This is a genomic window from Polymorphospora rubra, assembly GCF_018324255.1.
Taxonomy (GTDB): Bacteria; Actinomycetota; Actinomycetes; order Mycobacteriales; family Micromonosporaceae; genus Polymorphospora; species Polymorphospora rubra.
Window position 1 is genome coordinate 6,383,106 of record NZ_AP023359.1, and the last position, 13,460, is coordinate 6,396,565.

Consider the following 13,460-nt stretch of genomic DNA (forward strand, 5'->3'; position numbering starts at 1 on the left):
AATCGTCAGAAGTCCAGAACCTCGCGGAATCACCCGGACTCCCGAAATTGCCAGACACCCGGAAAGTCGTCGGGCGTTCCGTAAGCTGCCGGACAGCCCGAGATCACCATTGGCGCCCGAGGGCACGGTATCCCGAAAAGGTGGTGGAATGTGAAAGTGGTCGAGGAAACTCGCGGCACCCGCGGCGATCCCGGCTCGAACGCCACGGATCCGCGCGGGGCCGCCGACGTGATCCGGCTGTTGCTGCTGGTCGACCGGCCGATCATCCGTGACGCCATCCGCGCGCTCTTCGAGGCGGCTCCCGACTTCGTGCTGACCGCCGACCGGGACGTCGACCCGGCGGTTCCGGACGTCGGCCGAGCGGTCCCGGACGACGTCGATGTCGTCCTGGTCGACCTGCAGCTGCGTGACCGCGACGGCATCGCCGTCGCCGCCGATCTCGTCCGTGGCTGCGGCCGGCCCGGCGTGGTGATTCTCGCCGACGGCGCCGACGACGCCGACGTCGACCGGGCCGCCCGTGCCGGGGTGCGCGGCTACCTGCTGGAGGACGACGAGACGGCGCTGTTGATGGCCGGGGTCAAGGCTGTCGCCGCGGGGACGCCTGGTGGTCCCCGCGCGCCGCGCGTCATCTGCTGGCCGCCTACCGGCGGGTGGCCGCGGCCGACACCCCGCGCCGCGACCCGCAGGTGTCCGGTCTCACCCAGCGCGAACGCGGCGTGATCCGGCTGGTCGCGCTCGGCCGGTCCAACGCGGAGATCGCCGGCGAGCTGCTTCTCGGCCGGGCGACCGTCAAGACCCACGTCTCGCGCGTGCTGACCAAACTCAAGCTGCGCGACCGGACCCAATTGGCGGCGTTCGCCCACCGCAACGGTCTGGTGTGAACACCTGGTTTCTGGGCGATGGCCCGAGCGTTTCTGAAATGTTCGCGGACGGTTGTTTCCATTCGGTGGTCGGAATGCTGTCGACCACCTTCCGTCTGCCGGTGGAATGACAATTCGTCGCACGACTGCTTCCGGCCCCGGCCGATCGGCCATAGGTTGAGTCAGGTCGATCAAATCCGCGATCGCCAGAATTCGTCGATCAAATGGAAGGGGCCGTAGCATGTCAGTTTCCCGCGTAGTCGGGTCGGCCGCGACCCGTACCGCGACCCGACCGGACGCCCCGGGCCCACCGGTCGCCGCCCCGGACCCGGCCGACGCCGTCGTGACTGCCGTCGAGCCGTACGTGGTCCGGGCGACGATCAACCGGCCGGCCCGCCGCAACGCCATCGACCTCGCCGTGATCGAGGGCCTCGAACGCGCCATCGACCTCGCCGAGGCGACCGGCGCCCGGGTCCTGGTGCTGCGCGGCGCCGGCGGCACCTTCTGCTCCGGCGCCGACCTGCGCGTCCTGGAGGAGATGAGCGTCGACCCGCACCGGGTGGAGACGTTCATGGTGCGGCTCGCCCTCGTGCTGCGCCGGCTGGAGACCGCCCGGTTCGTCTCGGTCGCGGTCGTCGAGGGGCACGCCGTCGCGGGCGGCTGCGAGATCCTGCTCGCCTGCGACGTCTCGGTCGCCGCCACCGACGCCCGCATCGGCGACCGCCATCTCGAGTACGGGCTGGTCCCCGCCGCCGGCGGCTCGGTACGGCTGGCCCGCACCCTGCCCAAGGCCCGGGGCAACTACCTGCTGCTCGCCGCCGACCTGCTCACCGGGGAGCAGGCGGCGCAGTGGGGACTGGTCAGCGTCGCGGTGCCGCCGACCGACCTGGAACCCCGGGTGGACGCCCTGGTCGGGCGGCTCGTCGGCCACAGCGCCGACGCGCTCGCCGTGGTCAAGAAGATGGTCTGGACCGCCGACCACGAACCGCGGCCGGACGCCATGTCCTGGGAACGCCGGCTCTTCCTGCGCCACCTCGGCTCCGAAGACGTGTCCGAGGGGCTGCGCGCCTTCCGTGAGCGGCGCCGGCCGGCGTTCCGCGCCGATGACTGATTCCGTACGGCCGCCCGACCGGACGGCCCGACCGCAAGGAGACCACATGTCGACCTCGACGGTGATCGGAACAGGTTCGTACCTACCCCGCCGCGTCCTCAGCAGCGGCGAGCTGGCCCGCCGGGTCGGTGTGGAGGAAAACTGGATCGTGGAGCGGACCGGGATCCGGGAACGCCGGGTGGCCGCCGACGAGGAGGCCACCTCCGACCTGGCCACCCGGGCCGCGCGCCGGGCGCTGCGGACCGCCCGGCTGGACCCGGCCGATGTCGACCTGATCGTGCTGGCGACCTCCACACCGGACCGGCCGATGCCGGCCACCGCCAGCACCGTGCAGGCCAACCTCGGCGCCCGCCAGGCGGTCGCGTTCGATGTCGACGCGGTGTGCAGCGGCTTCGTGTACGCCCTCGTCGTCGCCCACTCGATGCTGAACAGCGAGGGCTGGGCCCGTACCGCGCTGGTGATCGGCGCCGACACGTACTCGCGGGTCCTGGACTACACCGACCGGCGTACCGCGGTGCTCTTCGGCGACGGTGCCGGCGCGGTCGTCCTCGGCCGGGAGACCGGCGGCGGGAGCGGAATCCGGGCCACCGCCCTGGGCACCGACGGCACCCTCGCCGACCTCGTCCAGATCCCGGCCGGCGGCAGCCGCCGGCCGGCGAGCGCGCAGACGGTGGAGGCCGGCGACCACTACTTCGCGATGCGCGGCGGCGACGTCCGCAGGCTGGCCAACCAGGTCTTCCCGGCACTGGTCGGGCAACTGCTCAAGGCTGCCTCGCTCGACCTGGACCAGGTCGACCTGATCGCCGCCCACCAGGCCAACGGCACGATGCTCACCGACTGGTCGCGGGACCTCGGCCTGCGCCCGGGGGTGCTGCACCGCACCGTCGAGCGGTACGGCAACACCGGTGCCGCCTCGGTCCCGGTCACCCTCGACGACGCCGTACGCACCGGGCGGCTCGGTGCCGCCGCCACCCTGCTGATGGTCGCCTTCGGCGGCGGGATGACCTGGGGCGGCGTCGCCCTGGACTGGTCCGCCGACCCGTCGGTTCCCCGCTCCAACTGCGTGAGGTGAAGTGATGACCACGTCCGCACTCGGCGCCGAACCGGGCGCCACCGAGCCGCCGGCCGCTCCGCCGGTCTCCTACGCCCCGTCCGGCCGGATGCCCCGGACGATCAACCGCTGGCCGCGCCCGTTCGCGCCGCGCAACATCCTCGGCGTGCTGCGGGCCCGGCTGCGCGGCGCCACGATCAGCCTCAACCAGGTCAAGTTCGACGAGTCCACCGCGGAGCGCAACGCGCTGGTGATGGAACACGCGCTGCTGCGGCACAGCCACGTCGCCCGGTACGCCATCGTCGGCCCGTTCACCTCGCTGTTCAAGGTCCGGGTCGGCCCGTACGCCGGGATCGCCGAGAAGGTGACCGTCGGTGCCCTGCCGCACTGGCCGGAACTGCCGACCAGTCACGTCTTCCCGGTCAACGCCGAGTTCGGCTTCTGCGCGGGGGAGTGGCCGGAGGTGCCCGGCACCGAGGTCGGCGCCGACGCGTGGATCGGCGCCGGCGCGGTGGTCCGGGCCGGCGTCCGGATCGGGCACGGCGCGATCGTCGCGGCAGGGGCGGTCGTCACCCGCGACGTCGCCGACTACGAGATCGTGGCCGGGGTGCCGGCCCGCCGGCTGCGGTCCCGGTTTCCGGACGACCTGGCCGAACGGCTGGTCGCGCTGGCCTGGTGGGACTGGCCGCCGGGGTTCATCAAGGCCAACATCGACCTGTTTCAGCGGCCGCTGACCGCCGACACCCTGGACGCGCTGGAGGAGCGGGCCCGCGCCCTGCCCACATCCCCGGGTGGTGCCGCGTGACCGCCGGTACGGGCCAGCCGGTCGTCGCCGCGACCGGCCCGGCGCTCGCCGACCGGGTGGTGGTGGTGACCGGCGCCAGCCGCGGTGTCGGCCGCGACCTCGCCCGGGTGTTCGCCGACCACGGCGCCCGCCTCGGCCTGCTGGCCCGCAGCCGGGACGCGCTCGACGATCTGGGCGGCACGCTCACCGCCGCCGGTGCCGACGTGCTCGCCGTGCCGTGCGACGTCGGCGAACCGGATTCGCTGGCCGGCGCGGTCGACGCCGTCGCCGGGCACTTCGGGGGATCGACTCGGTCGTCGTCAACGCCGGCATCTCGCCCGTCGCCCGTCGGGCGCACCACCTGCCGATCGACGCCTGGCACGACGTGCTGGCGACCAACCTGACCGGCGGGTTCGTCACGGCGCGGGCGGCGTATCCGCACCTGGCCCGCTCGGGGCGCGGCCGGCTGGTGTTCACCACCTCGGTCATGGCCGCCACACCGCGGCGCGGACTGAGCGCGTACGCGGCGTCGAAGGCCGGCCTGGAGGGGCTCACCCGGGCCCTGGCCGCCGACTGGGCGGGGGACGGGATCCTGGTCAACGCGGTCGCGCCGGGGTTCTTCGACACCGGGCTCGGCGCCGCCTTCCACACCTCGCAGCGTCTGCACGAGCAGGTCGTCGGTCGTACGCCGGTGGCCCGGTTCGGCCGCGCCGACGAACTGGCCGCCGCGTTCGTCTTCCTGGCCGGTGACGCCTGCGGTTACCTGACCGGTCAGGTGCTCGCCGTCGACGGCGGCTACGGCCTGGGCTGAGCCGCCCGGTCACGCCCCGTGCGGGAGCAGGCCCGATTCCCGCACGGGGCTCCGGCGTGCCGGGGACGGCGGTGGTGACGCCCCGTGCCGCCACCACCGCCCGCGTCACGTCGTGTCGCGCTCCACGAGGGTGAGGCGCAGCACGATGTGCCGCATGCTGCGGTCCGGGTCGGACAGTTGGTCGAGCAGGGTCTGGACGGCGATCGTCCCGCTCTCCTCCAGCGGCTGCCGGACCGTGGTCAGGCCGAGCGGCTCGGCGACGTCGCTGTCGTCGAAGCCGACGACGGCGAGTTCGTCGGGCACCCGCAGGCCGCGTTCGCGGGCCGCCTTGAGGACCCCGACGGCGATCAGGTCGTCGTGGGCGAAGATGGCCGTCGGTGCCTCGGGCAGGTCGAGGAGTTCGTGCGCGGCCCGCCGGGCCGGCTCCACGCCGTAGTCGACCCGGCGGATCCGGCTGTCCGGCAACGGCGTGCCGAATCCGGCGAGGGTGCTGCGGAACGTGTCGAGCCGGGCCTCCTGCGGCAGCGTGGCCGGCTGGCCCTTCTTGCGTTCGGTGACGCAGCCGAGCCGGGTGTGGCCGCGGGCGTGCAGGTGCTCGGCGACGATCCGCCCGCCCTCGGCGTCGGCGATGGCGACGCTGCTGAAGCTGGGGTGTTCGAGGTCGACGAGCACGGTCGGCAGCTTCTGCTCGACCAGCCGGTGCGCGACCTTGGGATCGACCGGCAGCGACATGATGACCAGCCCGTCGAGGCGGCGGGTCAGCGGGATCGTGGACAGCGTCGGTGAGGTGGCCGCCGCGGAGCCCTGGTCGTAGACGACGATCTCCCAGGGCAGGTCCCGGGTGGCGCGCAGGATGCCGTTGAGCCGCCGGGCGAACGACGGGTACGACGTGAACGGCGCCATCACCCCGATCCGGCCGACCCCGCGCCGGGCCCGGGTGACCGCCTCGGTCTTCGGCAGGTACGACAGTTCGTCGGCGGCGGCGAGGATGCGGTCCAGTGTCGACTGGGTGACCCGTACCGGGTTGTTGAAGGCGAGCGAGACGGTGGAGATGCTCACGCCCGCCCGCCGTGCCACGTCGTAGATCGTGCTCGCCGACAAGCCCGCCCCCACTCTCCGCCGGGCGCAGCCGCCCGCCGGTTCCGTCGAAGTTCTTCGACAGTCACTCTACTCGACACTTCGACGGGTCCGTTCGTCCGTGCGGCCTACGTCCCGGGACGGACCCGTCGGGAGGGTCTTCGCAGCCAACCGCCCTGTTTTGTGCCGAATTGCGGCAATCCGTCGGGCGCCGTGTTCACTCTTGACGGCCCGAGTAACCCCGGCGTAACCTCCACGACACGCTCGAAGTCCTTCGATCGTAGTTGTTCCGTCGAGGTCGGTCCCGCGAACTACCTCCCGGGATGGAGGTCAACCATGACCCGTCAGCGTCTCCACATACCCCCCGCGCCGTACCGTCCGGGCCTGTCCCGCCGGCGCCTGCTCTACCTCGGCGCCGCCGCGTCCGGCGCCGTCCTCACCGGCTGCACCGGCCCCGGCGCCGGCGGCACCGGCGGGCCCGCCGCCGGCACGCCCCGCACCGGCGGCGCCGTCGTCGTCGGCGGGCTCGCCCCGTTCACCACCTTCGACCCGCAGAACGCCTCCGACGCCATCGGCGTCACCCGGCACCTCTTCGACGCGCTCTACGAGGTCGACGAGACCTCGCCCGAACTCGCCGTCCGGCCGGTCCTCGCCGCCGGCCCGCCCACCCGGACCACGCCCACCACCTGGCAGATCAGGTTCCGGACGACCGGATTCCACGACGGCACCCCGATGACCGCCGACGACGTGGCGTTCTCCATCCAGCGGGTGGTGGCCCCACCCGACGGCCAGGTCTCCTTCTACAGCCAGCTGCTCACCTTCGTCACCGGCGTACGCGTCGTCGCCGCCGACACCATCGAGATCACCACCGCCCACCCGGTCAACGACGACGTCTTCGCCCGCCGGCTCGCCCTGCCCGCCCTCGGCATCGTGCCGAAGGCGCTGGTCGAGGCCCGGGGCGCCGAGTTCGGCACCCGCCCGGTCGGCAGCGGGCCCTACGAGTTCGTCAGCTACCGCGAGAACCAGAGCGTCGAGCTGCGCCGCTTCGCCGGCTACACCGGACCCAGCGGCGGCTGGTTCGACACGATCAGCTGGCGGATCCTGGTCGACGACACCGCCCGCGCCGCCGCGCTGCGGGCCCGCCAGGTCGACGTCGTGCAGAGCCCGCCGTTCCGCGACCTCGAACTGCTCCGCCGCAGCGGCTTCGAGGTGGTCATGGCCCCCACCCCGGCCGCGGTCTACCTCACCTTCAACTGCGCCAAGGCGCCGTTCACCGACCCCCGGGTCCGGCAGGCCCTGCACTACGCGATCGACCACGACTCGATCACCCAGATCGCGTACGCCGGCAACGCCACCTTCGCCACCTCGGTGCTGCCCGACTGGCACCCCGACCACGCCCGCCCCACCGCCGTCTTCGACCGGAACCCGGACACCGCCCGCTCGCTGCTGGCCGCCGCCGGCGTGCCCGCCGGACTGAGGATCGTGTTGCAGGCCCAGCAGACCGGCTACATGCAACAGACCGCCACCGTCATCCGGCAGAACTGGCAGGACCTCGGCCTCGACGTCGACCTGCGCATCGAGGCCGGCACCACGCTCGCCGGCAAGATCCTCGGCGGCGGCGACTTCGACGCGGTGATCAGCAGCGGCAACCCGGTCGGCCAGTCCTTCGACGTACCGGGCGCGCTCAGCTCCTTCTACGCCCCCGGCGCGTTCCGGGACAGGTTCCTGCGCTGGAGCGGGCCGGCCGCCGACCGGTTCGCCGAACTGCTCGACACCGCCCCGGCCCTGCCCGCCGACCAGGCCCCGGCCCGCTACGCCCAGCTCCAGCAACTGCTCGCCGACGAGGTGCCGACCTATCCGATGCACTATCTGTCGGTGCCGAACGTGGTCGACACCGGCGCGGTCGCCGGGCTCGGCGCCCAGCGCTGGGAACACCTCGACCTGCGCCGGGCGTGGCGGGCATGAGTGCCGGCGGTGGCGTCGTGACCGCCGTCGCCCGGCGGGCGGCCTCCGGCGCCCTGCTGCTGGTCGGCGCCTCCGTCCTGCTCTTCGCCCTGGTCGACCTGGCCCCCGGCGACCCGGTCCTGGCCCGCTTCGGCTTCCAGGCCGCCGGCCTGTCCGACGAGGACCTGGCGCGGCTGCGCCACGAGTACGGGCTCGACCGGTCGCTGCCGGCCCGGTACGTCGACTTCGTCCGCGACCTGTCCGCCGGCGACCTCGGCACCTCCGCCCGCAGCGGCCAGCCGATCGGCGAACTCGTCGCGCAGGCGTTCCCGGTGACCGCCTCGCTGACCCTGGTGGCCGCCGCCGTTACCGCGATCCTCGCCCTCGGGCTCGGGATCACCGCCGCGGTGTACCGGGGCCGGTGGCCGGACCGGCTGATCACCGCGGCGTCCGCCGTCGGCCTGGCCGCCCCGGTGTTCTGGGTCGGCCTGCTCGCCATCGACACGTTCGCGATCGACCTGCGCTGGCTGCCCGCCGGCGGCTACCAGCCGATCACCGCCGGCCTCTGGCCGTGGCTGTCGACCCTGCTGCTACCGGCCGTCACCCTCGCCCTCGGCGTCGCCGGCATCCTGGTCCGGGTGGTCCGCGCCTCGGTCGCCGACCAGCTCGACCAGGACTACGTACGCACCGCGCTGGGCGCCGGCCTGTCCCGCACCCGGGTGCTGTGGCGCAACCTGCTGCCCAACGCGCTGGTCACCCCGCTGACCGTCTTCGGCCTCTACGTCGGCTACCTGCTCGCCGGCGCCGTGCTGGTCGAGGTCGTCTACGCCCTGCCCGGCATGGGCCAACTGCTGGTCAACGCCGCGGTCGACGGCGACTTCGCGGTCACCCGGATCGTCGCCCTGGTCACCATCGCCGTCTTCCTGGCCGTCAACCTGTGCACCGACGTCGTCGCGATGCTCATCGACCCGAGGAGCCGCACATGACGCCGCTCTCCGCCCGCCGGCTCGCCGGCCGCATGCGGCGGCTGGCCGCCGCCCCCACCGCCGGCCTCTGGCGGCGCCTGCCGGCCGGCGCCAGGATCGCCGCGTTCGTCGTCGCCGGCCTGGTGCTGCTCGCCGTCGTCGGGCCGGCCGTCGCCCCGTACCCGGCGACCCGGAACCTGACCGGCCCGCTGGCCGCGCCGCCGGACGCCGCGCACTGGTTCGGCACCGACGTGTACGGCCGCGACGTGCTCTCCCGGATCATCCACGGCACCCGCGTCTCGGTCGTCGCCGGCCTGGTCACCCCGCTGCTGGCGCTGGCCGCCGGCACGGTCGTCGGCGCCGCCGCCGCGCTCGCCCCCGGCCCGCTGCGCCGGGTGCTGGAATGGCTGCTCGACCTGCTGGTCACGTTCCCCGGCATCGTGCTCGCCGTGGCGCTGGCCGCCCTGCTCAGTCCGGGCCTGCCCACCACCGTCGTGGTGCTCAGCGTGCTGTTCGCCCCGGCCGTCGCCCGGGTCGTCCGGGCCGCCGTCGTCGCCGAGTACGGCAAGGACTACGTCCTCGTCGGCCGGTTCATGGGCGCCGGCCCCGCCTGGCTGCTGGCCCACCACGTCGCCCGCAACGTCGCCGGCCCGGTGCTGGTCTTCACCAGCTCACTGGCGGGCACCGCCGTACTCACCGAGGCGTCGCTGTCGTTCCTCGGCCTCAGCGTGCAGCCACCGACACCGTCCTGGGGCAACGTCGTCAACGACGGGCGCGACCTGATGGCCTCCGGCGGCTGGTGGGTCACCACCTTCGCCGGCCTGGCCACCCTGGTCGCCGTACTCGCCCTGTCGGTGCTCGCCGACGGCCTGGCCGCCGCACTCGGCACGACCGCGCCGGGGGAGACGGCCCGCGCCGGCGGCGCGGTCGCCGCCGGACCGGGCGGCGCACCGGCCCGGTCCCGGCGTCCGTCCACACCGGAGAGTCCCGGGCCGGCGGCCCCGGCCGGGCCGCGCGCCACCGTGCCGGCCCGCCGCGGCGAACCGCTGCTGGCAGTACGCGACCTCGGCATCCGCTTCCCGGCCGCGCACGGCGGCGCCGAGATCCTCTCCGGCGTCTCCTTCGACGTCCACCCGGGCGAGAGCGTCGGCCTGGTCGGCGAATCCGGCTCCGGCAAGTCCCTGACCACGCTGGCCGTCATGGGACTCCTCCCAGCCGGCGCGCGGGTCACCGGCTCGATCCGCTTCGCCGGCCGGGAACTGACCACCATGCCGGCCCGCGAGCGCCGCAAGCTGCTCGGCACCGGCCTCGCGATGGTCTACCAGGACGCGCTGTCGGCGCTCAACCCCGGCATGCGGGTCGGCACCCAGCTGCGCCAGGTGTGCCGGCACAGCGGCCGGCACCGCCCCGCCGACCTGCTGCGGCGGGTGCATCTCGATCCCGGCCGGACGCTGTCGGCCTATCCGCACCAGCTCTCCGGCGGCCAGCGGCAACGGGTGCTGATCGCCATGGCGCTCGCCGGCGACCCGGCCCTGCTGCTCGCCGACGAACCGACCACCGCCCTCGACGTCACCCTCCAGGCCGAGATCGCCGGCCTGCTGCGCGAACTGACCGCCGGCCGCGGCCTGTCGATGCTGCTGGTCTCGCACGACCTGGCGTTCGTCGCCCAGCTCACCAGCCGGATCAACGTCATGTACGCCGGCGAGATCGTCGAGGCCGGCCCGGTCGCCCCGGTGCTGGCCGGCCCCCGGCACCGCTACCTGGGCGCGCTCGCCACCGCGATCACCAGCCTGGAACGCGGGGTCCGCGCCGACCGGCCGCTCACCGGCGCCGTACCGCAGCCCGGGCGGTGGCCGGCCGGCTGCCGGTTCAGCGGCCGGTGCCCGTACGCGACCGCGCGCTGCCGGGACACCGCCCCGGTCTGGGCCGGTGACGGGGAACGGGGCTTCGCCTGCCACCACCCCGCCGGGCTGCCGGTCGGCCCGCAACCGGTCGCCCTGACCGGCGGGGGTGAGGTCCGGTGAACCCCACCCCGGTCGCCGCGCCGACGCAGGACGCCCCGCTCGGCGTCGACGCGGTCGGCGTCGAGTTCCGCGGCCGCGGCGGCCGCCGGGTCGCCGCCCTGCGCGACGTCTGCCTGCGGGTCCGGCCCGGCGAGGTGCTCGGCGTCGTCGGCGAGTCCGGCTCCGGCAAGACCACCCTGACCAGGGTGCTCGCCGGCCTGCACCGGCCCACCACCGGGGAGGTGACCCTCGCCGGCCGGCGCCTGTGGACCATGCCGGCCGGGCAGCGCCGCGCGCTGATCGCCCGCACCGTCGGGCTGGTCCTCCAGGACCCGGCCTCCTCGATGAACCCGCGGCTGACCGTCGGCGCGATCGTCGAGGACCCGCTGCGGATCCAGCGCCGCGGCGACCACGCCGGCCGGCTGCGGCGGGTCCGGGAACTGCTCGACACCGTCCAACTGGCCCGTACCGTCGTCGACCGGCGGCCCGCCGAGATCTCCGGCGGGCAGCGGCAGCGGGTCGCGATCGCCCGCGCGCTCGCCCTCGAACCGAGGTTCCTGCTCGCCGACGAACCCACCTCCGCGCTCGACGTCTCGCTGCGCGCCCAACTGCTCGACCTGCTCGCCGACCTGCGGCACAGCCACCGGCTCGGCATCCTGCTCGTCTCGCACGACATCCAGGCGGTCCGCTACCTGTCCGACCGGGTCGCCGTGATGTACCGCGGCGAGGTCGTCGAGTCCGGACCGGCCGCCGCCGTCATCGACCGGCCCACCCACCCGTACGCCGGGCGGCTGTTCGCCGCCGTACCGACCCTCACCGGCCGGCGACCCGACCCGGCGGACGGCATCCCCCTCGACAAGCCGAGCACCGGACGGAGCGAACGACCATGACCGACAGCGACCGCGAACCGCCCGCCCGACACGGCGTACGGGTCGTGCGCGACGTGCGCATCCCGACCGACGACCCGGCGGTGACGCTGGCCGGCGACCTGTTCCTGCCCGAGGGCGCCGGCCCGGTCCCCGCCCTGGTCTCGGTGCTGCCGTACCGCAAGGACGGGCTCGGCGGCATCGGCGGCTGGGCCTCCTACCACTGGTTCGCGCAGCGGGGCTACGCCAGCCTGCTCGTCGACTTCCGCGGCACCGGCTCGTCCGACGGCGAACCCCGCCCACCCTTCGACCCGGCCGAGGCCGACGACGGCGTCCGCGCCGTCGGGTGGGCCGCCGCCCAGCCCTGGTGCGACGGCGCGGTCGGCATGTGGGGCGTCTCGTACGGCGCCGTCATGTCCCTGCGTACGGCCGCCCGCCGGCCGCCCGCCCTCAGGGCGATCATCCCGGTGCTCGGCATGATCGACCCCGAGTACGACTTCGTGCACCCGCACGGCGCCCGCGGCTGCCTCGGCTCGCTCGGCATGTGGGGCCTGAGCACCCTGCTCAGCCAGCTGCTGCCCCCGCTGCACGGCCACGACACCGTCGCCGAGCAGCGGCGCTGGCGGCGCCGGCTGGAGCACGCCGAGCCGTACCTGCTGGACCTGCACCGGCACGGACCCGGCGACCCGGTGTGGCGGGAACGGGCCGTCGACCCGGCACCGGTCGAGGTGCCGGCGTTCTGCGTCGCCGGCTGGCGCGACCTGTTCTGCGACGGCTCGGTGCGCGCCTTCGAACAGCTGTCGGGGCCGAAGAAGCTGCTGGCCGGCCCATGGATGCACACCCCGCCGCACGAGTCGCCGTTCGAACCGGTCGACTTCCACACCCTGGCGCTGCGCTGGTGGGACCGGTGGCTGCGCGGCGTCGACACCGCCACCGGCGACGAACCGGCGGCGACCGTCTTCGTGCAGGGCCCACCCGGCCGGGCCGGGAACGGTACGACCGGGGACGGTGCCACCGGCCCGGCCGGGCCGGGGTGGCGGGCGTACGAGTCGTGGCCGCCGCCGGCGAAGGAACTCGCCCTGGCCGGCACGGCCGACGGCGGGCTCTGCCCGGCCGCCGACGACGGACCCGACGCCGACGCCGGGCAGGTCGTCGGCACGGTCCGGGCCGACCCGACCGTCGGGGCGCTCAGCGGGCTGTGGGGGATCCCGACGACCGGCTTCGGCCTGCCGCTCGACCAGCACGACGACGACATGCGCGCGCTCGCCTTCACCGGCGACCCGCTGGCCGCCCCGGTGCTGGTCGCCGGCCGGCCGGTGGTCACCGTCGAGGTCGCCGGCACCCCCGGCGACCTGGTGGTCAAGCTGACCGACGTCGACCCCGACGGCCGCTCCACGCTGATCACCGCCGGCCGGGTGTCCAACCCGCCCCCGGGCCCGGTCCGGGTCGTCCTCGTGCCGACCGCGTACCGGCTGCCGGCCGGCCACCGGCTGCGGGTCGTCGTCGCCGGGACCGACTTCCCCCGGCACTGGCCCGGTGCCCCCACCGAGACCCGGCTCACCCGGCTCTCGCTGGCCCTGCCGGTGGTGTCGGAGACCGAGGGCACGCCGGCGACCCCGCCGGTACCCGGACCGCCGCCGGCCGGCGCCGCGTCACTGCACCTGCGCGGCACCCCGCGCTGGGACGTCACCCGCGACCTCATCCGCGACGGCGTCACCATCACCCTCGGCGAGGACGTCGCCGCGTACGCCCCGCAGCGCGAGCACGTCCTGGAGGTGGACACCACGGTCGCCGCCACCGCCCAGCGGCACCACCCGGCGGCGGCGCACCTGCGCGCCACCTCGACCGCGACCGCCCGGATGAGCACCGGCGAGACGGTCGTCGTCGAGGTGGGCGTACACGTCACCGCCGACTCGGCCGCCGCGACCGGCCGGGTCACCGTCGACGGCGTCGAGTCCTTCGCCCGCCGCTGGACCGCCTGAACGGCA

11 protein-coding genes and 1 pseudogene are annotated in these 13,460 nt (G+C 74.7%); 11 read left to right on the plus strand and 1 reads right to left on the minus strand.

All coding sequences use genetic code 11. From position 1 onward, the window contains the following. Positions 1–150 precede the first annotated feature (150 nt). The 6 genes and pseudogenes from Prubr_RS28710 (at position 151) to Prubr_RS37205 (ending at position 4,617) form a co-directional block, all read left to right on the plus strand. Positions 151–720 (plus strand): response regulator, encoded by a 570-nt coding sequence (locus Prubr_RS28710; protein ID WP_212818010.1) that lies wholly within the window; start codon positions 151–153, stop codon positions 718–720. Beyond that, the gene (locus Prubr_RS28715; RefSeq protein ID WP_212818011.1) at positions 717–881 is read left to right on the plus strand and encodes a response regulator transcription factor; all 165 of its coding nucleotides are present in this window, start codon (positions 717–719) and stop codon (positions 879–881) included. Before Prubr_RS28710 ends, Prubr_RS28715 begins: the two co-directional genes overlap by 4 nt. Before the next feature lie 220 nt (positions 882–1,101). Then, entirely contained in the window at positions 1,102–1,971 is an 870-nt protein-coding gene (locus Prubr_RS28720) for an enoyl-CoA hydratase/isomerase family protein (protein WP_212818012.1), read from the plus strand. A 46-nt stretch (positions 1,972–2,017) separates the two neighbouring features. Then, positions 2,018–3,043, plus strand: a complete 1,026-nt coding sequence (locus Prubr_RS28725; RefSeq protein WP_212818013.1) for a 3-oxoacyl-ACP synthase III family protein — start codon at positions 2,018–2,020, stop codon at positions 3,041–3,043. 4 nt (positions 3,044–3,047) lie between these two features. Further along, the gene (locus Prubr_RS28730) at positions 3,048–3,827 is read left to right on the plus strand and encodes a CatB-related O-acetyltransferase (protein ID WP_246567776.1); all 780 of its coding nucleotides are present in this window, start codon (positions 3,048–3,050) and stop codon (positions 3,825–3,827) included. 65 nt (positions 3,828–3,892) lie between these two features. After that, positions 3,893–4,617, plus strand: a pseudogene (locus Prubr_RS37205) (SDR family NAD(P)-dependent oxidoreductase). A 105-nt stretch (positions 4,618–4,722) separates the two neighbouring features. Here the strand turns inward: Prubr_RS37205 and Prubr_RS28745 are convergent. Further along, positions 4,723–5,694: a LacI family DNA-binding transcriptional regulator gene (locus Prubr_RS28745; RefSeq protein WP_246567778.1), complete on the minus strand. Its 972-nt coding sequence runs from the start codon at positions 5,692–5,694 to the stop codon at positions 4,723–4,725. Positions 5,695–6,030: 336 nt separating this feature from the next. On the opposite strand from Prubr_RS28745, the gene Prubr_RS28750 reads away from it, so the two are divergent. Genes Prubr_RS28750 through Prubr_RS28770 form a run of 5 tightly spaced genes read left to right on the plus strand, consistent with a single transcriptional unit; the run spans position 6,031 to position 13,454 of the window. Further along, positions 6,031–7,659, plus strand: a complete 1,629-nt coding sequence (locus Prubr_RS28750) for an ABC transporter substrate-binding protein (RefSeq protein WP_212818016.1) — start codon at positions 6,031–6,033, stop codon at positions 7,657–7,659. Positions 7,660–7,676: 17 nt separating this feature from the next. Continuing rightward, positions 7,677–8,624: an ABC transporter permease gene (locus tag Prubr_RS28755; RefSeq protein ID WP_212818017.1), complete on the plus strand. Its 948-nt coding sequence runs from the start codon at positions 7,677–7,679 to the stop codon at positions 8,622–8,624. Beyond that, complete coding sequence (locus tag Prubr_RS28760) at positions 8,621–10,627, plus strand: dipeptide/oligopeptide/nickel ABC transporter permease/ATP-binding protein (RefSeq protein ID WP_212818018.1); 2,007 nt, start codon at positions 8,621–8,623, stop codon at positions 10,625–10,627. Before Prubr_RS28755 ends, Prubr_RS28760 begins: the two co-directional genes overlap by 4 nt. Then, positions 10,624–11,496, plus strand: a complete 873-nt coding sequence (locus tag Prubr_RS28765) for an ABC transporter ATP-binding protein (protein WP_212818019.1) — start codon at positions 10,624–10,626, stop codon at positions 11,494–11,496. Before Prubr_RS28760 ends, Prubr_RS28765 begins: the two co-directional genes overlap by 4 nt. After that, positions 11,493–13,454 carry a CocE/NonD family hydrolase gene (locus Prubr_RS28770; RefSeq protein ID WP_212818020.1) on the plus strand — a complete coding sequence of 654 codons (1,962 nt, stop codon included), beginning with the start codon at positions 11,493–11,495 and terminating at the stop codon, positions 13,452–13,454. Before Prubr_RS28765 ends, Prubr_RS28770 begins: the two co-directional genes overlap by 4 nt. The last annotated feature ends 6 nt before the right edge of the window (positions 13,455–13,460 follow it).